General features: G+C 71.1%; 19 protein-coding genes and 1 pseudogene. 5 read left to right on the top strand and 15 right to left on the bottom strand.

Annotation, left to right across the window (positions count from 1 at the left end; translation table 11 throughout):
- Window positions 1-484 precede the first annotated feature (484 nt).
- From ACIRL2_RS17035 to ACIRL2_RS17005, 7 genes are all read right to left on the bottom strand, one after another.
- Window positions 485-1,795: an MFS transporter gene (locus tag ACIRL2_RS17035; RefSeq protein WP_402232843.1), complete on the bottom strand. Its 1,311-nt coding sequence runs from the start codon at window positions 1,793-1,795 to the stop codon at window positions 485-487.
- Between the two features lie 213 nt (window positions 1,796-2,008).
- Complete coding sequence (locus tag ACIRL2_RS17030; RefSeq protein ID WP_395864025.1) at window positions 2,009-3,049, bottom strand: N-acetylglucosamine kinase; 1,041 nt, start codon at window positions 3,047-3,049, stop codon at window positions 2,009-2,011.
- Window positions 3,037-4,323 carry a 6-phospho-beta-glucosidase gene (locus ACIRL2_RS17025; protein ID WP_402232840.1) on the bottom strand — a complete coding sequence of 429 codons (1,287 nt, stop codon included), beginning with the start codon at window positions 4,321-4,323 and terminating at the stop codon, window positions 3,037-3,039. Before ACIRL2_RS17025 ends, ACIRL2_RS17030 begins: the two co-directional genes overlap by 13 nt.
- Window positions 4,320-5,225, bottom strand: a complete 906-nt coding sequence (locus ACIRL2_RS17020; protein WP_395864029.1) for a carbohydrate ABC transporter permease — start codon at window positions 5,223-5,225, stop codon at window positions 4,320-4,322. The genes ACIRL2_RS17025 and ACIRL2_RS17020 overlap by 4 nt, the downstream gene beginning before the upstream one ends.
- Before the next feature lie 122 nt (window positions 5,226-5,347).
- Window positions 5,348-6,313, bottom strand: coding sequence for a carbohydrate ABC transporter permease (locus tag ACIRL2_RS17015; RefSeq protein WP_395864031.1), 966 nt, complete (start codon window positions 6,311-6,313; stop codon window positions 5,348-5,350).
- A 4-nt stretch (window positions 6,314-6,317) separates the two neighbouring features.
- A complete protein-coding gene (locus tag ACIRL2_RS17010) occupies window positions 6,318-7,601 on the bottom strand; it encodes an ABC transporter substrate-binding protein (RefSeq protein WP_395864076.1) in 1,284 nt (427 codons plus the stop codon).
- 401 nt (window positions 7,602-8,002) lie between these two features.
- Window positions 8,003-9,214 (bottom strand): ROK family protein, encoded by a 1,212-nt coding sequence (locus ACIRL2_RS17005; protein WP_395864033.1) that lies wholly within the window; start codon window positions 9,212-9,214, stop codon window positions 8,003-8,005.
- Between the two features lie 338 nt (window positions 9,215-9,552).
- Between ACIRL2_RS17005 and ACIRL2_RS17000 the strand changes: the two genes are divergently transcribed.
- Window positions 9,553-10,986: a sugar porter family MFS transporter gene (locus ACIRL2_RS17000; RefSeq protein ID WP_395864035.1), complete on the top strand. Its 1,434-nt coding sequence runs from the start codon at window positions 9,553-9,555 to the stop codon at window positions 10,984-10,986.
- Window positions 10,987-11,066: 80 nt separating this feature from the next.
- On the opposite strand, the gene ACIRL2_RS16995 is transcribed toward ACIRL2_RS17000, so the two are convergent.
- Together ACIRL2_RS16995 and ACIRL2_RS16990 are read right to left on the bottom strand one after the other, a co-directional pair.
- Entirely contained in the window at window positions 11,067-11,363 is a 297-nt protein-coding gene (locus ACIRL2_RS16995) for a hypothetical protein (RefSeq protein ID WP_402232835.1), read from the bottom strand.
- On the bottom strand, window positions 11,330-11,860 hold the full coding sequence (locus ACIRL2_RS16990; RefSeq protein WP_402232833.1) for a hypothetical protein: 531 nt from the start codon (window positions 11,858-11,860) through the stop codon (window positions 11,330-11,332). The genes ACIRL2_RS16995 and ACIRL2_RS16990 overlap by 34 nt, the downstream gene beginning before the upstream one ends.
- Window positions 11,861-11,997: 137 nt before the next feature.
- On the opposite strand from ACIRL2_RS16990, the gene ACIRL2_RS16985 reads away from it, so the two are divergent.
- Window positions 11,998-12,390 (top strand): GbsR/MarR family transcriptional regulator, encoded by a 393-nt coding sequence (locus ACIRL2_RS16985; RefSeq protein ID WP_402233297.1) that lies wholly within the window; start codon window positions 11,998-12,000, stop codon window positions 12,388-12,390.
- 72 nt (window positions 12,391-12,462) lie between these two features.
- Here the strand turns inward: ACIRL2_RS16985 and ACIRL2_RS16980 are convergent, their stop codons facing one another.
- On the bottom strand, window positions 12,463-13,155 hold the full coding sequence (locus tag ACIRL2_RS16980) for an HNH endonuclease family protein (protein WP_402232830.1): 693 nt from the start codon (window positions 13,153-13,155) through the stop codon (window positions 12,463-12,465).
- Between the two features lie 235 nt (window positions 13,156-13,390).
- Between ACIRL2_RS16980 and ACIRL2_RS16975 the strand changes: the two are divergent.
- A pseudogene (locus tag ACIRL2_RS16975) lies at window positions 13,391-13,480 on the top strand (RraA family protein); the annotation flags it as partial.
- 15 nt (window positions 13,481-13,495) lie between these two features.
- On the opposite strand, the gene ACIRL2_RS16970 reads toward ACIRL2_RS16975, so the two are convergent.
- Window positions 13,496-14,221 (bottom strand): TetR/AcrR family transcriptional regulator, encoded by a 726-nt coding sequence (locus ACIRL2_RS16970; RefSeq protein ID WP_402232828.1) that lies wholly within the window; start codon window positions 14,219-14,221, stop codon window positions 13,496-13,498.
- 28 nt (window positions 14,222-14,249) lie between these two features.
- Between ACIRL2_RS16970 and ACIRL2_RS16965 the strand changes: the two genes are divergently transcribed.
- A complete protein-coding gene (locus ACIRL2_RS16965; protein WP_402232825.1) occupies window positions 14,250-15,386 on the top strand; it encodes an FAD-dependent oxidoreductase in 1,137 nt (378 codons plus the stop codon).
- A gap of 189 nt (window positions 15,387-15,575) precedes the next feature.
- Here ACIRL2_RS16965 and ACIRL2_RS16960 read toward each other — a convergent pair whose 3' ends face one another.
- On the bottom strand, window positions 15,576-16,400 hold the full coding sequence (locus ACIRL2_RS16960; RefSeq protein WP_395864044.1) for a helix-turn-helix domain-containing protein: 825 nt from the start codon (window positions 16,398-16,400) through the stop codon (window positions 15,576-15,578).
- A 219-nt stretch (window positions 16,401-16,619) separates the two neighbouring features.
- Entirely contained in the window at window positions 16,620-17,225 is a 606-nt protein-coding gene (locus tag ACIRL2_RS16955; protein WP_402232822.1) for a TetR/AcrR family transcriptional regulator, read from the bottom strand.
- A 143-nt stretch (window positions 17,226-17,368) separates the two neighbouring features.
- On the opposite strand from ACIRL2_RS16955, the gene ACIRL2_RS16950 reads away from it, so the two are divergent.
- Entirely contained in the window at window positions 17,369-17,842 is a 474-nt protein-coding gene (locus ACIRL2_RS16950) for an SRPBCC family protein (RefSeq protein ID WP_402232819.1), read from the top strand.
- A 180-nt stretch (window positions 17,843-18,022) separates the two neighbouring features.
- On the opposite strand, the gene ACIRL2_RS16945 is transcribed toward ACIRL2_RS16950, so the two are convergent.
- Together ACIRL2_RS16945 and ACIRL2_RS16940 are read right to left on the bottom strand one after the other, a co-directional pair.
- Complete coding sequence (locus tag ACIRL2_RS16945; protein ID WP_395864049.1) at window positions 18,023-18,583, bottom strand: MepB family protein; 561 nt, start codon at window positions 18,581-18,583, stop codon at window positions 18,023-18,025.
- A gap of 197 nt (window positions 18,584-18,780) precedes the next feature.
- On the bottom strand, window positions 18,781-20,524 hold a 1,744-nt coding region (locus ACIRL2_RS16940; protein WP_395864051.1), incomplete at its 5' end, for a M28 family peptidase.

Here is a 20,524-nt window from a genome sequence, read left to right as displayed (position 1 = left end):
TCGATCCGCGTTCGTGCCCGGGGTCCTCGCCTGTCGCCGGCGCCGGCCCGCGTCCGGGCCCGGTACCCGCCCGCGTTCGCGCGGGTCACCCGCCCGGCTTCCCCGCGTGCTGGTTGTGCCTTCCGTGGCACGGTGGCTGCTGCCGCCCGGGACGACGCGTCCCGTGTCTGTTGTCGGGGGCGGGCTTATCGCGTGGCTCGCAGCCGGTCCCGCTTGTGTCGGTTCGCCGGGGTCGGGCCCATTCGCGCCGGCCACCTGCGCCGGCCCGGCCCGCGCGGGTCACCCGGGTCGATCCGCGTTCGTGCCCGGGGTCCTCGCCTGTCGCCGGCGCCGGCCCGCGTCCGGGCCCGGTACCCGCCCGCGTTCGCGCGGGTCACCCGCCCGGCTTCCCCGCGTGCTGGTTGTGCCTTCCGTGGCACCGTGGCTGCTGCCGTCCGGGACGACGCGGCCCGTGTCTGTTGTCGGGGGCGGGCTTATCGCGTGGTCAGGGTTGGGGCTTGGGGTGGGTGGTTTTGTGGAGGAGGGGGATTGAGGCGATGAGGAGGATCGGGAGCAGGAGGAAGGCGGTGCGGACCGGCATGAGGTCGGTGGCGAGGCCGAGGAGGAAGGGGGCGCCGCCGGCGGCGAGGGTGGTGGCTACGGCCAGGCGGGAGACGGCGAGGTCGGTTCGGCCGGCGGCGGCGCGGATGGCGGCGGCGGTGGCCAGCGGGAATTGCACGGACATGCCCAGGCCGGAGACGAACAGGCCGACGTAGGCGAGCCAGGGGACCGTGGCCGACCAGAACAGCGCGAAGCCGACCAGGTTCACCGCGACGGCGCCGCCGTACAGCCGATCCAGCGCGATCCGCAGCGCGAGCCGGCCGCCGGCCATGCGGCCCAGGAACAGGCCGGCCACCACGGCGGTCATCGCGGTGGCGGCGGCGCTCTCGGACATCCCGGTGCGATCGCGCAGCAGCGTGGAGGCCCAGAGGGAGAGGGAGAATTCGACCGCCACGGAGCAGACCGTCAACAGCCACGCCCACCAGTAGGCCGTGGGCAGCGACCCACGCGACTTGCCCGACTCGGGTGACTCGCCGGACCCGCGCGGCTCTCCGGATTCGAGCGACTCGCCCGGCCCAGGCGACCCAGGAGACCAGCCCGGCCCAGGCGACCCGCCCGACCCGGACGGTCCCCCCGACGCCCCGGTGACCGGCGGAGGGGCCGGCGTCGTTCGCGGCAGGTCCGGGATCGGGGTGCGGGCGAAGGCCAGGGCCAGGGTGCCGAAGAGGGCCGGGACCAGGATCATCGCCCAGCGCCAGCCGGCGCCGGAGGAGTCCAGCACGCCGATCAGGAGCGGCGCGGCCATTCCGACGCCGGCCGCGAGGCCGTTTGCCTCGCTCAGGGCGCTTGGTCCGGCGATCGGACCGTGGTGGTCGGCGAGTGCCGTGCCGGCCACGTTGACCACCAGGAACGCGCCGAAGCCGCACAGCAGGGCCGCGCTCAGCGACACCGCCGGCGTCCCCGCCGCGCAGTACGCCAGCACACCCGCGCTCAGCAGCACACAGCCCGCCCACAACGTGCGCCCACGCCCGAACCGACGCATCGGCCGATCGCCCAGCAGTGCGATCAACACGCCCGCCGCCGCGTACGCCGTACTGTGCAGCGCCGCCACCGCGTTGCTCACGCCCAGGTCGTCGCCGAGCAGCGTGACCGAGGGGCCGAAGCAGTACAGGAAGTAGCCGAACGCGGCCATGTGCAGGTACAGCAGCCACGTCGCGCGGTCGCGGGTGAAGCCCGATATCGAGCCGTCGATCACGCGAAATCGCCCACTGTCGTCCTCGTCCGCCTCATGTGGCCCCGTCGCGGATCATCCCGCCTCGCCGGGATCGTATGCGACCGACGGGCACACGCGGGGTATTCGGCCCGCTACCCCCGGTCGAGCGGGGGTCGACCGCCCGCGACCGCCCGCGCGACCGGGCACGAGCACCCGCCCCCGCCCACCCGGAACCGACCCCGGCTCAGCCCCCGCTCAGGCCGACGTCCGCGTCCAGCGCGTGCGCAACAGGCGCTCCGCCTCGCCCCCCGGATCGGCCGGCGCCCGGCCGTCCGAGCGCAGTCGATCCAGGCCCAACAGCGCCGCCCCCACCACCGGCGGATCGACCGCGACCCGCAACACCGCCCGCGGCGCGGAACCCAGGATCAGCCGCTCGACCGCCGCCATCAGCAGCGGCGGCCGGGCCGCGAGGACCCCGCCGCCCAGCACGACGTCGGTCTCCTCCGCGAGCAGATCCAGCCGCCGCAGCGCGATCACCGCCATCATCGCGATCTCGCCGGCCTGGCGCTCCACCACCTCGCCCGCCACCGCGTCCCCGGCCTCGGCGATCCGGAACAACATCGGGACCAGTTCGTGCAACCGCTCGCCGGACAGCTCACCCAGGTGCACCGCCTCGGCCACCGCGGTCGCCGACGCCAGACCGAAGTGGTCGGCCGTCGCGCCCGCCAACGCGGTCGCCGGACCCCGCCCGTCCTCGGCCCGCACCGACGACCACATCACCTCCTCCATCAGGCCCAGCCCGCCACCCCAGTCGCCGGTCATCCGCCCCAGCGACGGGAAGCGCGCGGTCCGGCCGTCCGGCAACAGACCGACGCAGTTGATCCCGGCCCCGCACACCACCGCGACTCCGCGCGGGGTGTCGGTACCGGAACGCAGCACCGCGAACGTGTCGTTGCCGACGGTGACCGTACGGGCCCAGCCGCGATCCTCGAACTCCTTGCGCAGCCGCTGCTCCTCCACCGGCAGGTCGATGTTGGCCAGATACGCCGCGATGTGCTCCACCGGCCCGACCCCCGCGGCCGTCGCCAACACGTCCTCGACCAACGCGGCGATGCGCTCGACCGCCACGTCCTGGCCGAGTTGGTATGGCGCGTACCCCGCGCCCCGGCCGCGCCCCCACACCCGACCGTCCGCGTCGACGACCGCGACATCGGTCTTGGAGTTGCCCGCGTCGATCGCGAGCACGGCCGGCACCGATTCGGAGGAATCGGCCCCGCCCTCCGTCACCGGGCCCACGGCAGGTGCTCCTTGCCCGCCGCCAACAACCGGTCGGTGAGCGCCTCGGCGATGTCGTACTGCCCGACCAGCGGGTGGGCGAGCAGCGCGGTGACCACCCGATCGCGTCCACCGCGCAGCGCCGCGTCCAGCGCGAGCTCCTCGTACGCGGCCACGTGTGCCACCAGCCCGGAGTGCAGCGGCCCCAGCGGTGCCACCGCGAGCGGCGTCGCGCCGCTCGCGTCGATCAGGGACGGTACCTCGATCACCGCGTCATCCGGCAGGAACGGCAAGGTGCCGTTGTTGCGCACGTCGGCGACCTGGATCCGGTCGCCCTCGTCGGTGGTCGTGCCCAGCAGCGCGCCGACCAGCGCCACCGCCGCCTCCGAGTAGTAGGCCCCGCCCCGGTTCTCCAGCAGCGCGGGCTTGGTGTCCAGCGTTGGGTCCTGGTACAGCTCCAGCAACTTCCGCTCGATCGCCGCCACTTGCCGCGCCCTCGACTCGGTGTGCCGCTGCTGGGAGACCACCGCGTCGTGCGCGTAGAAGTAGCGCAGGTAGTACGACGGCACGGTGCTCTGCGCGCGCAGCAGCTCCACCGGCAGTTCGATGTCCGCGGCGATCGCCGGTCCGTGCTCGGCGAGCAGCGTCGGGAGCAGGTCCGGGCCCGGCTCGCCCGACTCGTCCAGGACGTGCAGCCCGCGTTCCCAGGTCAGGTGGTTGAGCCCGACGTGGTCCAGCCGCACCCGGTTCGGCGTCACGTCGAGCATCGCGGCGAAGCGACGCTGGAAGCCGATCGCGACGTTGCACAACCCCACCGCGCGGTGACCCGCGTCCAGCAGGGCACGGGTGACGATGCCCACCGGGTTGGTGAAGTCCACGATCCACGCGTTCGGCGCGGCGCGGCGCACCCGTTCGGCCGCATCCAGCACCACCGGGACCGTACGCAGCGCCTTGGCCAGGCCGCCCGCGCCGGTGGTCTCCTGTCCCACGCAACCGCAGTCCAGCGGCCACTCCTCGTCCTGCCCGCGGGCCTCCTGACCACCCACCCGGAGCTGGAAGAGCACCGCGTCGGAGTCCTCGACCCCCGCGTCCAGGTCGTCGGTCAGCACCACCCGGGCCGGGTGGCCGTACCGGGCCAGAATGCGGCGCACCACCGCGCCGACCGGCTCGAGTCGTTCGATCACCGGGTCCACGAGCACGAGTTCGTCGACCGGCAAGGTTTCGCGCAACCGGCCCAATCCGTCGGCCAGTTCGGGCGTGTAAGTGGACCCACCGCCCACCACCGCGAGCTTCAACCCTTTACTCCCGTCAAAGTCACGCCCTCGATGAACGCCTTCTGGGCGAAGAAGAACACGAGGATCACCGGCGCCATCACGAGGAGTGTGGCGGCCATCATGAGATTCCAATTGACCTGATGTGCGCCCTTGAACGACTCCAGGCCGTAGGACAGGGTCCACGCGCCCGGATTCTCGGACGCGTACACCTGTGGACCGAAGTAGTCGTTCCAGCAGTAGAAGAACTGGAACAACGCGACCGCCGCGATCGCCGGCCGGATCATCGGCACCACGATCGAGATCAGGATGCGCAGCTCGCCGCACCCGTCCACCCGGGCCGCGTCCAGGTATTCGGACGGGATGGTGAGCAGGAACTGGCGCAGCAGGAAGATGGTGAACGCGTCGCCGAAGGCCATCGGGATGATCAGCGGCCACAACGTCCCGCTCAGGTGCATCTGCTTGGCCCAGAAGATGTACATCGGGATGACGATCACCTGCGGCGGCAACATCATCGAGGAGATCACCAGCATCAGCGCCACGCCCCGGAAGCGGAACCGGAACTTGGCCAGCGCGTAGGCCACCGGCAGGCTGGAGACCACGGTGAACAGAGTGCCGAGTCCGGCGTACATCAGCGTGTTGCGCCACCACGTGCCGAAGCCCGGGGTCTCCATCACCTTCTTGTAGTTGCCCCACTCCCACGAGGTGGGCCACAGGTCGCTGGTCAGCGCCTGCTTGTTGCTCATCACCGAGGTCAGGAACAGGAACACGAACGGCAGGATGAAGAACAGTACGGCGGTGACGGCGAGCGTGTGCACGCCGATCCAGGTCAGTACGCGCTTGCGCCGTCGTGGGCGTGGCGGCGTCCGGGCGGGCGCGAGCGCGGGCTTGATGCCGGCGGCCTCGGCCGTGACGGTCTGGGCCATGGATCCGATCCCTTCTGGGCACGGTGGATCGTCGAACTCGGTTTTCCGGCCCGGGGGTTCCGTGACCGGCGAGGGGCGTGGGCGCGGTGCGCACACACGCTCGGTCGTCGTCGAACAGCCCGTCAGTCGTCGTCGAGCAGGCCCGAGCGGCGGCGCAGCAGCAGGAAGGTGAACGCCATCGCGATCACGAACAGGAGCAGCGAGATCACACACGCGGCGCCCGTGTTGAAGGTGGAGAACCCTTCCTCGTAGACCAGTTGCGGCAGGGTCAGGGTGGTGCCCTGCGGGTAGCCCGGTTCGAAGGACTGGCCGGAGTTGCCGATGATGCCGCTCGCGACCTTCCCGGCCACCATCGCCTGCGTGTAGTACTGCATCGTCTGGATCACGCCGGTGACCACGGCGAACAGCACCACCGGGGTGATCGCCGGCCAGGTCACGTAGCGGAAGCGCTGCCACGGCCCGACGCCGTCCAACTCGGCCGCCTCGTACTGCTCGCGCGGCACGTCCAGCAGCGACGCGGTGAAGATCACCAGCAGGTCGCCGATGCCCCACAGGGCGAGCAGGGTCAACGCCGGCTTGGACCAGTCCGGGTCGTTGAACCAACCCGGTTGCGGCATACCGATGTTGCCGAGCAGGTGGTTGACCGGTCCGGTGCCCGGGTTGAGCAGGAACGCGAAGCCGATCGTGGCGGCCACCGGCGGGGCCAGATAGGGCAGGTAGGACAACGTGCGGAAGAGCCCGCCGCCGCGCTTGAGCCGGATCGCCAACATGCCCAGGCCCAGGCCGAAGATCACCCGCAGGGTGACCATCACCGCAACCAGCCACAGCGTGTTGCGCAACGCCTGCCACAGCGGCGGGTAGTCGTTGAGCACGTAGTTCCAGTTGCGCATGCCCACCCAGACCGGCGCGTTGATCAGGTCGTAGCGGGTGAACGAGTAGTACACGGTCGCGCCGAGCGGATACGCGAAGAAGACCGAGAAGCCGATCAGCCACGGGGACAGGAACGCGAGCGTGCGCAGGTTCCGCCGGCGGCGCTGCCTGCGCAGCGCCGCCGGGACCTTCGCCGCCGCGGGGGCGGTCGTGGTCATCGGATCACTTGACCTGGGCCACGTCGGTGTCGATCTGCTTGTCCAGATCGGCCAGGCTCTTGGTCAGGTCACCACCCTGGCCGGCCTCCCACTTGTAGGCGTACTCGGACAGGGTGACCTGGTACTTGCCGCCGTTGGGGCTGGCCGGCGTGGTGTTGCTGGCGGGGTGCTTGAAGGCGTCGATGAACGGCTTGAAGTGCTCGTCGTTGGCCAGCGGCGACGCGGCCAGCGCGGCGTTGGTGCTGGGCACGTTGTGGATCGCCTGCGAGAAGGCGTTCAGCGCGTCGGTGTCGGTGGTCACGAACTTGACGAACTCCCAGGCGGCGGCCTGGTGGTGGCTGGACTTGGCGATGCCGACGGTGGTCCCGGTGAGGTAGCTGCGGCCGTACTTGTCGGCCTGGTCGTCCGGGACGGGGAACGGCGCGGTGCCGTAGTTCAGCTTCGGCGCGTCCTGGGCGATCATCGCGGTGCGCCACTCGCCGTCCATGGTCATCGCGAGCTTGCCGCTCATGAACGGGTTCTCCGCGGAGAACTCCTCGCCGAACGTGGTGCGGAACTTCTCCAGCTTGTCGAATCCGCCCTGGCTTTCCACGAATTGCTTCTGCCAGTTGAAGAACTGCGGGACGACCGGGTCCTTGGACAGGTTCGACTTGCCGTCGGGCGTCTGGTACGTCGGGCCGAACTGGGCCAGCGTGTGCGCGGCGGAGAACTCGTAGGCGTGGAAGGTCGGCACGAAGCCGGCCACCTTGAACGTTCCGTCTCCGTTGAACTGGTTGAGCTTCTTGGCGGTTTCGGTCAGCTCGGTGAACGTCTTCGGCGGCTGGGTGATGCCCGCGGCGGCGAACATGTCCTTGTTGTAGTACAGGCCGTAGGCGTCGGCGAGTAGCGGCAACGCGCAGCGCTTGCCCTGGAATTGGGTGTAGTCCAGCACCGGCTTGGGGAAGGTCGAGGCCACATCGATGCCGGACTTGGCCAGCCACGGCGCCAGATCGGTCCACGAGCCCGACGTACAGAACTGGCCGACGTTGTCGGTGGTGAACGAGGAGACCACGTCCGGGCCCTTGCCGGAGCGGATGCCCTGGGTGATCTTGTCGTCGGTGACGTTGGAGACGATCTTGACCTTGATGTTGGGGTGCTTCACGTTGAACTTGGCGACCAGGTCCTCGACCGCCTTGGTCTCGCTCTCGGCGCTCCAGCCGTGCCAGAAGGTGATGGTGACCTTCTTGTCGGGCGCCTCGTTCGCACCGGTTCCCGAGCCGCCGTCGTCGCCGGCGCACGCGGAGGCCATCAGGGCGAGCGTGGCGGCACACGCGAGGGTCGTGATGGAACGACGGAGCCGTGGGAGTCTGTGCACTGGGTCCTCCTCCGGAGATGGCTGCGGCGCGGCCGGGACGAGCGGCGCCGGGGGCCTTGCGGTGGTACGGCGGAGCCTGGTCTGCTGGCGAAGTGCCTTGTGGTGCAGGGGTGTTGCGGTCGAGCCGGGATGCCGGTGGTGTCGGCGGTGTCGGCGACGTCGAAGGTGCCGACGGTGCCGGTGGTACGGGTGGGGGACCGAGAGCCGAGGCGGGGCCGGGGCATCGGTCGGTACACACGCGGGTGCGGCGGCGAGGGTCCGGTCTTGTGGCGCCGTGCGGTGGTCCGGTGGTGTGTGCGTGTGTGCGTGTGTGTGCTGTGCGTGCTGCGCGTGTGTCAGGTCGTGGTGAAGACGACGTCACGCGCGACGTCGAGCGCCGCGTGTACGGCGCCGGTGAGGACGGGGTTGGCTGGTACGTCGCCGAGCACGACGCGCGGACGCGGGATCGCGAGGCGGTGCAACTCGCCCACCACGCGTGAGCGCAACGCCTCGCCGCCGGCCATCGGGATGGCCCCCGACAACACGACGAGGCCGGGATCGAGCACCGAGACGATCACCGCGAGGCCGACCGCGAGCCGGTTGGCCAGCTCGTCGAGGAAGGCTTCACCGCGCGAGTCGGTGGCGCGCACCGCTCGGGCGACCGCCTGCGGCGCGGTACGACTGCCCACCCCGTAGGCGCGGGCCAGGGACAACACGGCAGGCGCGCCCGCGAGTTGCTGGAAGCCGCCGGTATTGCGGCGGCTGACGTCGTGCGGCAGCGGGGCGCCGGGCATCGGCATGTAGCCGACTTCGCCCGCGCCACCGGTGGAACCCCGGTGCAGTCGACCGCCGAGCACGATCGCGCACCCGATGCCCTCGTCGACCCACAGCAGGACGAAGTCGCCGCCGTCGCGCGCGGATCCGTCCCGCTGCTCGGCGAGCGCGGCCAGGTTGACGTCGTTCTCCACGTCCACCGTCAGGCCGAGTTCCTCGCGGATGGCGTCCAGTACGCCCGGGGTGTGCCAGCCCGCGAGGTGCCGGCCGTAGCGGAACTGTTCGGTGGTCGGGTCGAACGCGCCGGGGATTCCGATCACCACGTGGGCGAGATCGGCGAGGTCCAGGCCGGCGGGCCTGGCCGCGGCGCGCACCGCGTCCCGAATCCGGCCGGGAGTGTCCGCCGCCTCGCGGCGCGGCGTGGGCATTTCGTGCTCACCGACCACACGTCCGGCCAGGTCGGCGATGGCCACCCGGATCCGGGCGGGCGTGACATCCAGGCCCGCGACGTGTCCCGCCGCGGGGTTGATCTCGTACAACTGGGCGCCCGGTCCGCGGCCACCCTCGGTGGTGCCGACCCCGACGACCAGGCCGGCCGCCTCCAGGCGGGAGAGCAGCTGTGAGGCGGTCGGCTTCGACAAGCCGGTCATCGAGCCGATCTGGCCTCGGGAGAGCCGCCCGTGCCGCAAGAGGAGTTCGAGCGCGGCCCGGTCGTTGATGGCCCGCAAGAGGCTCGGCCGCCCGGCCTGCTCCCGCCCGGACGCTCCCGCGCCGCGCTCGGTGCTTCCGGCCATGAGCGGTTCTCCCTCTCGTCACTGTTAGGAAACCTTCCTAAGAGTTGTAGAGGAAATTAGGCCCGCCCTCTCGGCACTGTCAAGGGTGTCCGACAAGGTCGTTACCGGACCGCGTCCACCCGTTCGGCGGACCGTGCGGGCGGACGGCGGGAGGCGCGGGCGCGCGGGTGGACGCCATTGGCGCGTCACCGGCGCGCGTGCGCACGCCATCCGGGCGCACCGCATGGTTAGTCGGGTGATCTCGGGCAACTCTCAGAGTCCGGCGACTTCTCCGAAGCAGCGCACCGCACACACCGCGCCGGGTTCGGGACGAGGTGCACAGACCGCGGGAGGCGGCGTTGGCCGGCAGTACAGCGACGACCGGGCAGTCGAGCGGGGACTCCTACTCGGAGCACCTCGGCCACGTCATCTTCATCACCGCCGCCGCCGCGATGGGCGGGTTCCTCTTCGGCTACGACAGCTCGGTGATCAACGGCGCGGTCGAGGGCATCCGCGGCAAGTTCGAGCCCGGATCCAGCCTGCTCGCCCAGGTGGTCGCCGCCGCGCTGGTGGGCTGTGCGATCGGGGCCGCGGTCGCCGGGCGGATCGCCGACCGGATCGGCCGGATCAGGGTGATGCAGATCGCCGCCGTGCTGTTCGCGGTCAGCGCGGTGGGCTCCGCGCTGCCGTTCGCGCTGTGGGACCTGGCGATGTGGCGCGTGCTCGGCGGGATGGCGATCGGGATGGCGTCGGTGATCGGTCCGGCGTACATCGCCGAGGTCGCGCCACCCGCCTATCGCGGTCGGCTGGGTTCGTTCCAGCAGGCCGCGATCGTCACCGGGATCGCGGTCTCGCAACTGGTCAACTGGGGCATCCTCAACCTCGCCGACGGCGATCAGCGCGGCGAGTTGATCTTCGGTCTGGAGGCGTGGCAGGTGATGCTGGGCGTGATGGTGCTGCCCGCCGTGCTGTACGGCGTGTTCACCTTCGCCATCCCCGAGTCGCCGCGCTTCCTGCTCTCGGTGGGACGCGTGGATCAGGCCAGGAAGGTACTGGCCGAGGTGGAGAGCGACGACGTCGACCTGGACGCGCGCGTCGCGGAGATCACCGAGGCGATGCGCCGCGAGCACAAGTCCACCTTCAAGGACCTGCTGGGCGGCGGCGGGTTCCTGTTCCTGCCGATCGTGTGGGTCGGCATCGGGCTCTCGGTGTTCCAGCAACTGGTCGGCATCAATGTGATCTTCTACTACTCGGCGTCGTTGTGGCAGTCGGTGGGGATCGACCCGAACAGCTCGTTCCTGTACTCGTTCACCACGTCGATCATCAACATCATCGGCACTGTGATCGCGATGTCCCTGGTCGACCGGGTGGGCCGCAAACCGCTCGCGCTGGTCGGCTCGACCGGCATGGCGATCTCGCTCGGCCTGGTCGCGTGGGCGTTCTCGGCGCGGACCGGCGAAGGCAAGAACATCAAGCTCCCGGACACCGAAGGCACCGTCGCGCTGATCGCGGCCCACTCGTTCGTGCTGTTCTTCGCGCTGTCGTGGGGCGTGGTGGTGTGGGTCTTCCTGGGCGAGATGTTCCCGAACCGGATCCGCGCCGCGGCGCTGGGCGTGGCCGCCTCCGCGCAGTGGATCGCCAACTGGGTGATCACCGTGTCGTTCCCGACGCTGTCGGACTGGAACCTGTCGGCGACCTACGTGATGTACGCGTGCTTCGCGGTCCTGTCCATCCCGTTCGTGCTCAAGTTCGTCCCGGAGACGAAGGGCAAGACGCTGGAGGAGATGGGCTGAGCCCGGCGTCGGCGGCCGGGACCGCACAGCGCGCCGGCGGCCGGGACCCGCGAGTCGAGTCCCGGCCGGCGGGGCGGGTCTCAGCCCAGGTCGCGGCGGCGCAGCGCGGTCAGGCCCGCGGCCGGCAGCGCGAGCGCGAGGGCGAGCAGCCACAGGTACGGCGTGGCCGCGACGTCGGCGCCGGGCAGCTTGGGCAGGTGGCCGAAAGGCGACACGTCCAACACCGCCTGGGGCAGTTTCAGCGCGGGGCCGAGCCAGCCGAGCGCGATCACCAGGCCGACCACGCCCCACACCGCCGGGGCGAGCCTGGGCAGTGCGCCGACGACCAGTACGGCGAGCCCGGTCAGCGCCCACACGGCGGGCGCCTGAGCCAGCACGGCGAGCAGGAGGCGGGGCACCTGGCCGGATACGTCGCCGATGGTGATCCCGTACGACAGACCCATCGCGACACCGCCCGCGGCCAGTACCAGAACCGGGCCGAGGTACGCGATCGCCAGGTGCCCGCCCGCCCAGCGCGCCGGCCGACCGCGCTCGCCGGCAGTGGTTCGGCCCGACCGCTCGTCTCCTCGTCGCGCAGGCGCAGCACCGCGCCGGCGGTGAACACCACGCAGACCAGGCCGAGCATGTCGACCAGCGTGGACAGGAACGCGTCGGTCAGCGCGACGTGGCCGCCCATGCGTTGGATCAGGTCACGGGTCCCGTCGTTGTCGCCGACCAGGTCCTGCGCGCCGTCGGCGATGCCGCCGAACACCGCGCCGGCGACGGCGAAGCCGACCATCCAGGCGAGCAGGGTGCCGCGTTGCAGCCGCCAGGCCAGGCCGTACGCCCCGGACAACGACGCGGGCGTGTGCGCCGGGCCCGGTCGCGGCGGCACGAAGCCCGCGCCCAGGTCGCGTCGGCCGGCGAGGGTGTAGGCGAGCGCGACGCAGCCGAGCGTGAGGGCGAGCGGGAGGGCCAGCCGAGGTGACGCGGTACATCGAACGCTTCGCGAGCGAATTGGCCGACGCCGGCATGCAGCGGATGGCCGCGCGCGTGTTCGCCGCGCTGCTCGCGGCCGACTCGGCGAGCATGACGTCGGCCGAGCTGGCCGAAGCGCTGCGGATCAGTCCGGCCGCCGTGTCGTCGGCGATCGCCTACCTGTCCCAGGTCCGGATGGTGCACCGCGAGCGCGAGCCCGGTTCCCGGCGGGACCGCTACCGGCTGCACGACGAACTCTGGTACGAGACCTACGGCGAGCGGGACAAGATGTTGTCCCGCTTCGAGATCGTCCTGCGCGAGGGCGCGCAGTCCCTGGGCCCGGATACGCCGGCGGGCGTTCGAGCCCAGGAATCAGCGGACTTCTTCGCCTTCCTGCAAGCGGAGTTCGTGGGGGTCATGGAACGGTGGCGCAACCGGGAGCGGTAGGTGGGGCGGAGCGAATCCGGCCCGGCCGGCGGTCGAGGCCGAGCGGACGGCGGGCCGGCCCGCCCGGTCGTCTCACCGCGTCCCGGGGGTGATCGGCACGTTGGGACACTGCGCGCCCAGCTTCTGGAGCATCGCGAGTTCGGTGGTGTCGACGGCCAGGTCGTACTTGGTCTTCACGGTCACCCAGTCGGTCAGGTACGTACACCGCGCGCCCTCGTACGGCGGCAGCCACGTACCCGGGTCCTGATCGGCCTTCGAACGGTTGTACTTGGCCGTCACCGCGACCAACGCCCGAGGCTGGTCGAGGTCGTTCGCGTATTGCTCGCGCAGCTGCGGCGTCCACGCGGACGCGCCCGAGTCCCACGCCTCCGCGAGCGGCACCATGTGGTCGATGTCCAGGCCGGACCCGCCGTCGACGTAGGCGTCCTCGTAGTAGGAGTACCAACGGCCGCCCGTGAGCGCACACTTGGCGCCGATCTCGGGCGGGGAGGCGGCTTCCTCGAGCAGTACTTCGGCGCGTGTCGTACATCCGTCCTTGTCCGCGTCGACCCAGTGCCGGAACGCGGCTCGGTCGTAGCCGGAACGGTCCTCGTCGGCCACCCGCAGGTCCGCGATCGCGTCCCGGAGCGGGATGCCCGCGGCGGCCTCGCTCGTGCCGGTGCTCTCCGCGGGCCCGACCGATGCCGCCGCGCTCGTCGTGGGGGCGAACAGCAGCGCGCCCACGCTCGTCGCCGTCACCAGGAGTGCGGCCGTCCGTCGTCCCATTGTGATTCCCGTGTGCATCATCGCGTCGTCCCAGAGTCGCCGTGACAGGTCCGCTCGTGTTGTAGCGATTCCTGTTGTAGCGATCGGGCGGCCCGCGGCCGGCAACGGCGCGGTTGCACCACTCGAAAGAGTGGTCCCGGGCGGGGCATTCGCCGGTGGCTGATCGTGATGGGTGGGGAATGGCTTCGGTGGCCTCGCCGTCGTCGGAGCGGGCGGGCGGGCGGCCGGCGGTCGGAGTCCCGGCTCGATCGTCGTGGTCGAATCGGGGGACGTGGACTACGCCTTGGCCGGTGGCAGTGTGTGCGCCGTCGCTCGGCGGCTCGGCCGCCGGCCGCAGTGGTCACGGGTGGGGTCCGCCTGTGATGCCGTCCAAGACGGTGGTCAGGTTGTGTTTGAAGGTTTCCTCGGGGCTGAGGTGGGCGCCGTCGATGACGAGTCGGGCGACGGTGGGGTACCGGCCCGTTTTCAACATGCGCGTGAGGTAGGGGCCGAGGCCGGCCTGAAAGGCGGCTTCGTCGGTGCCGGTGGAACGGGCGGTGCGTCGCTCGGTGACCTCTCTGCGGATCGCTCCGATGATGAAGCCATTGAGGGCGCCCAAAGCCCGCTGAAGATCGTCGATGTCGCGCACGGCGGGGGCCTGGCTCAGTGCCGCCGCGGTCGCTTCGCCCACGGCGAGCGCGTGCGGTCCCAAGTGTGGCCTTCCGCCGAGCAGGTCGGAAAACCACTCATGGTCAAGGGCGGCATCGCGGGTCGCGTGGGCGATGGCCAGTACCGTGGCGCGCCACGCGGAGTGCGGGCCGACCTCGGCGATCCGGGCATAGACGACGTCGACCATCAGATCGAGTAGTTCGGATCTGTTGATCACATAGTCGTAGAGCCGCATCGGACCGACACCGAGCTCTTTGGCGATCTTGCGGACCGACAGGCCGTCGAGCCCTTGCGCGTCGGCAAGCCGGATCGCCGTAGTGGCGATCCTCTCGCGGCTCAACGGCACCGGCGCCGCTCGCGGCTGAGGTTCGGGCCGTTCCCAAACGGACAACACTTCACTATTGTACGGTGTATCCATGAATACAGTGTACGGTAAGGAGATGGGAATGCGAATCGCTGTCACCGGTGGCGGCCTTGGCGGCCTGACGCTGGCGCGGATCCTGCATCGGCACGGCATCGACGCGGTGGTGTACGAGCGCGCGGCGAGCCGATCCGCGCGGCCGCAGGGCGGCTCGCTCGACCTGCACCCGGAATCCGGGCAACAGGCCCTGGCCGAGGCGGGTCTCGCCGGCCGGTTCCGGTCGCAGGCGCGACCGGAGGGCGAGGAACATCGCATCCTCGATCCGAGTGGACGGATCCTGATCCACCATGTGCCGCAACCCGGCTCGTTCTCCGGACGTCCCGAGATCGACCGGAGGGCACTGCGTGATCTTCTGCTCGACTCCCTTCCCGGCGAGACGGTTGTCTGGCGGCGTCGGCTGGTCGCGGCCGCCCCCCGACCCGAGGGAGGCTGGGAACTGACATTCCAAGACGGCCACCGCACCGACTGCGACATCCTCATCGGCGCGGACGGCGCGCGCTCGGTCGTCCGGTCGTTGCTGACCGACACGCAACTGTCCTCCGTGGCCACCCTCGTCGAGCTGAGCATCGAAGACGTCGACCGGCGCCACCCCGATCTCGCCGAGCTGGTCGGCCCCGGCAACCTGTGGTGCGTCGGCGTGAACCGGATCCTGGCAGCGCAACGCCTCGGTGACGGCGGCATACGGGTCGGGATCTCGCTGCGCGCAGACGATCTCCCCATCGACACATTCCGCAGTAAGCGCGCTCTGCTGGACATCTTCGGTGATTGGGACCCACGCCTTACCGCACTCATCGAGGCCGGCGACGGCGCGCCGACGCCGCGCCTGATCGAAACGATGCCCATCGGTACGCGCTGGGCCGGCCGGCAGGGTGTCACCCTCATCGGCGACGCCGCGCATCTCATGCCGCCGGTCGGCGAGGGCGCCAATCAGGCCATGCTCGACGGCGCCGAACTCGCCGGCCGACTCGCCGCCGACCCCGCCGACCCGGACTCGGCGATCCGGGCGTACGAGGAGGTGATGTTCGCCCGGATTCACCCGATCGCCGAAATGTCCGCACGAGTCCAGGCGATGATGTTGTCCCCCACCGCGGCGGAGGACATCGTCCGCTTCTTCACGGCCCGGCCGGCCGAACCGGCACCCGCGCACACGCCCCGAGGCTGATCGTCGGGGCAGCCCCAACCGCCGTGAACGCAGCGGATCCCGTGCGTGCGCGGGTATGTGGCGGGCCGCCGGTCGGATGGTTCCGTGCCGCCCATCCGCTGCCGTGGTGCGGGCGGATCGACAACGGCCCGAACCGCTCGAACGCGAAACGGCGTTGCGGGAACCGGGCAGTGGTCGTCTCGACCCGCATCACCCGGTGGAGGTGTCGGCGTTTCGGTCGGCGCCCGATGCGGTGTCCGGGGATGGCGCCCCGGGGCGCGAGGTCGGCCAGGCGACGTCGTCGACGGTCAGAAACGGCTCGGCGGTCACGGTCGTCGGGGTCAGGCCGGTGAACGCCGCGACATCGCGATGCAGGTGGGACTGATCGGTGTAGCCGCCGTCGGCGGCGACCCGGGCCGCGGTGTCGCCCGCCACCAGGCGGTGGACGGCATGGTCGAAGCGGACCAGCGTTGCGGCACGCTTGGGCGGCATTCCGACCTGCGACCGGAATCGGGTCCACAGGCGCTTGCGGCTCCAGCCCAGTTCAGCCGCCAGTCCGTCGATCCGCACCCGGCCACGGGAGGCCACGATCCGGTGCCAGGCCCGGGCCACTTCCGGATCCACCCGCGACCGCGCCTCGTATCGGCGGGCGATCAGCGCCTCCGTCAACGCGAAGCGGCCTTCCCACGAGGGGACTTCGGCCAACTGTTCGCGAACCCGTGAGGCTTCCCGGCCCCACAGGTCCGCCAAGGTCACCAGCGTGCCGTCCAGGTCGGCGGGGCCGACGTCCAGAACCGTGCGGGCCATCAGCGGAGACAGGCGGACCTGCACGCACGCGACGTGTGCGCCCCAGGCCCGGACCATCCCTCCGCAACCGAACCCGGGTCCGGCGACGACACTTCCCAGATGCCGCCGCCCGGCGCCGTCGTCCACGACGGACGGTGCCGCTCCGAACTCCAGTACCAGCATCACGGCCGGGTGCGGGACCACCCGCAGGCCACCCGCGAGCGGGCCGGGGACGCTGAACCCGGCCATGTCGACACCAGCCATCCGGCTGGGCCGCCGTGGACGTGCCACGTCCCACGCGGCCGGCGCCGCACGCACACCCGAGGAGGACCGCATCGTCACATGCTACGCAGAGCCGGAGGCGGAACATTCCCGCGGTCCGCCGGCAGGCCCCGACCGCGCCCACGAGCGGGTAGAGGAGGCCGTCCCGTGGCTGGGCGGGAGCGCGGGAGCCTTGCGGCGGCGGGGCTATCGAGGGGTCGCGTGGGGCGTGGTGCCGTTGAGGATGACGTCGATCGTGGTGGTTGCGAAGTGGTCGTCGAGGGGGAGGCGGCGGAAGACGAGGTGTAGCCAGGCGGCGCCGGCGATGAGGTCCATGAGGAGCATCGGGTCGGTGTCGGGGGCGAGTTCGCCTCGGGCGACGGCACGTTCGAAGAGGGGTTGTTCGCGGGTCAGGCGGTCGGCGAAGAACTCGCGGGTGTGGTCGGCCAGTTCGGGGCTCTGGGTCACCGCGCCCAGGGTTGCGACGGCGATGTCGGACGTCGGTGGAGTGGTGAGCAGCGCGACGATGCCGTTCATCAGGCCGATCAGGTCGCCTCGGAGACTGCCGGTGTCGGGTAGGGGGAAGTCGAGCCGACCCGCGCCGGTGAGTGCGGCGCCGAGGAGGGCGCCCTTGGACGGCCACCAGCGGTAGATCGTGGTCTTGTTGACGCCGGAGCGGTCGGCGACGCCTTCGATGGTCAAGCCCTCGTAGCCCTTGGTGGCGAGCAGGTCCAGTGTGGCGTCGAAGATCTCCGGGGACCTGCGCGGACCTGCGGCGCGGGTCGCCGTCGTGCGCTGCTCGTTGCCGTTCATGGCACGAGACTAGCAGCGAATGCAACGCGACGGTGCGTTGCACTTGGTGTTAGCGTGGCCCACATGAAGCCTCACGAGCGCACACCGCCCGCTGTCGTCCCGGACGTCCACCCCGACGGACCCGCCGCGGGGCGGGTGAACCGATGACGGAGGAACGCACCTGGGACGTCGAGGAAGCCCTGGCCGTCGCCCTCGCACCGGACGCCGCGTACGCCGTCGTCGCGGACGTCCGGCGGATGAAGGACTGGAGCCCGGAGGTGATCCGGGTCTGGTTGAGGGGGCGCCGCTTCGTCGGCGTCAACCGCAGGGGGCCGTGGGTCTGGTTCACCACGTGTCGGGTCGTGATCGCCGATCCCGGCCGGGAATTCGCGTTCGACGTCACCTCGTTCGGGCTGCCGATCGCGCGCTGGGGCTATCGGTTCGCGGCGGTGGAGGGCGGGACGCTGATCACCGAGTACTGGAGCGACCATCGCCGCACCGGATGGCGCCGCCGGGTCGCCGAGTTGCTCGGATTGGTCTTCACCGGTACGCCGCCCGCACAACGCGCCGCCCGCAACCGCGCGGGCATGCGCACGACCCTGGTACGGCTCCGCGCCGCGTGTGGAGGAGGCCCCTGACCCCGCACCCCGCGGCCCCGCGCGGGGCGTCCCCGGCCCCCGTGCGGTTCGGCAGGCGCAGGGGCGCGGGTGGCGACGAGGCTGTGGCCGCCGGATGCCACCCGGGGATCGGTTCACCCGCACCAGTCGAAGCAGCCGAACCGGTCGAACCCGCGACCCGCCCACCGGCGGAAGGCCCGGTCAGCGCGCGGGCTGTTTCCGTGGGTGATAGAGCGCCCGGCAGCGGTCCGGGTCCGGCGGGGCGTCCGCCGGGATCGCCAGGAAGTGCTCGAGTTGCCAGGTTCGGGTCCGGTCGGCCTGGCGGTTGGTCGTCGTCACCCACGGCGGGTAGACGCGGAAGGCACGTTTGCCGCCGGTTCCGTGCGTGGACAGGATGCCCCGGTCCCGCAGAACGGCCTTGGGGAAGACGAACTGGCCGAAGTGGTCGCCCTGGCGGGTGCCGACCACGACCAACTCGACCGGGTCCTCGGCGGCCAGGGGCTCGATCGGGCCGGCCGCCGAGCGCCGCCACAGCGTGACGAACTGCCCGACCTTGGTCGGTGTGGTCCTGGCGACCCGGAAGCGGACCTCGACGCCGTCGACGGTGAACACGTGGGCGCCGTACTCCGCGTTCTCCGGCTCGGGCACCGGCGCCGAGCACACAAACCCGTTCGGGTCGTAGACCAGGGCCTTCGTCGCGACGAGGTCGGCGGGCAACGAGCCGTCCACCGGCCAGGGGCAATCATCCGGATTCGGGCGCATCGCACCATCCTGCCACCGCCCGCCGACGCCGGCCGCGGCGGGCCGATCGGTGTGCCGCCCGTGGGGGGTGATGCCCGGACGGCGTGCCGGCGAACAGCCGCCGGCGAACGGCGTCCCGGCCGAACGGTGTGATGCCCGGTAGGCCGAACCGCGGCCTACCGGGCATCACAAACGGGGAAGATCGGGTGCGGACTCGCTCAGCAGGCGCCGAGGTCGACCCACACTCCCCACTGCCCGGTGGTCCCGGGAACCTCACCCTGGGTCCACCACTTGGCACGGTAGGTGTGGCCGTTGTACGAGACCACGCTGCCGTTGGTGTAGACCGTGTTCGCGTTCCACGCGGGTGCGGTGCAGCCACCGGGGCCGTTACCGACGGTCAGCGTGTACGTGGTCGAGTGCACGACCGACCCGGTGCCGGTGATGGTGATCGGGTAGGTGCCGGGGGTGGTGCCGGCCGCGACCGTGATGGTCACGGTGGCGGAGGAACCGGACTGCACGGACGTCGGGTTGATGGTCACACCCACGCCGCTCGGGGCCCCGCTCGAGGTGAGGGACACGGTCTGCGCCGCGCCGCTCGTGGTGGCCGTGTTCACCGTCGTGGTGCCCTGACTGCCGACCTGGATGGTGCCGGCGGCCGGGACGGCCGTGATGGAGAAGTCGGGCCCGGGCGTGGTGCCGCCGACCGCCGTCTTCCAGATGGCGTAGGCGATCCCGTCGGCGTTGCGGTTGAGCACCGTGGCGTCGACGTTGGCGGTGGTGTCACACGCGGAGTGGTAGCAGGAGTCGTACGAGGCTCCGGCCTGGCCGCCCCACTTCGTGGCCTGCGCCGAGGTCTTGGTGGCGCTGGCGCCGGCCGCGTAGCCGGAGGTGGGGATGCCGCCCTGCTGGAAGGAGTAGTCGTCGGATCGGCCCTGGCCCTCGACGTTCTCCTCGGGACGCAGGTTCAGCGTGTCCCAGTACGCCTTCAGCGGTGCGGCGGTGGCGGAGTTGATGTTGTTGATGAAGTAGCCGGCGTTGCGCGAGCCGACCATGTCGAAGTTGTAGTAGCCCTTGATCGCGCTGCGCTGTGTGGCGCTGAGCTGACCGACGTAGAACTGCGAGCCCTGCAGGCCCTGTTCCTCGCCTGCCCACCAGCCGAAGCGCACGTGCTTGGTCAGGCTGGGGTTGGCCTGGGCGAGCGCGAGGGCGTTCTCCAGGAGGGTGGCGGAGCCGGAGCCGTTGTCGTTGATGCCGGGTCCGGCGGAGACGCCGTCCAGGTGGGCGCCGAACATGACGATCGAGTCGGCGGGGCCGCCCGGCCAGTCGGCGATCAGGTTGTTGGCGCGGTAGGTGCACGAGGTGCACGTCTGCTCGGTGACGGTGTAGCCGGCCGCCTGGAGCTTGCCCTTCACGTACGCCAGCGACGCGGTGTAACCGCCGGTGCCCGAGCGGCGGTTGCCGCCGTTCTGCGAGGCGATCGTGCCGAACTGGGACAGGTGCGCCTGCACGTTGGCGACGCTGATGTCCGGCGGGTCGATCGGGTTGGTGGGCCCGCTGGAGACGGTCAGGTTGTACTGCGCGGTGTGCGTGACACTGGTGCCCGTACCTGTCACGGTGATCGCGGTGGTGCTCGACGGTGCCGAGGCGCTCGCCGACAGGGTCAACACCGAGGTGCCACCGGCTTGCACGGTCGCCGGGTTGAACGACGCGGTCACGCCGGACGGCAGCGGACCCGCCGACAGGGTGATGTTCTGCGCCGCGCCCTGGGTCACGCTGGTGGTCACCGTCGTGGTCGCGGTGCCACCGGGCGCCACGCTGCCGCTGGTCGGACTGACCGCGATGGTGAAGTCGGGACCCGGATTCACGTTGCAGGTGGGGTCGTTCGGCTGCGCCGGCAGGCTGACGGCGTCCCACGCGGCCTTGGTCTTGTTGAACAGGGCGCAGGTGGGGTCGAGGGTCTTG

The organism is Embleya sp. NPDC127516, from assembly GCF_044765325.1.
Taxonomy (GTDB): domain Bacteria; phylum Actinomycetota; class Actinomycetes; order Streptomycetales; family Streptomycetaceae; genus Embleya.
The sequence above is the reverse complement of the archived record's forward strand: the minus strand, read 5'-3'. Positions and strand labels throughout refer to the sequence as shown.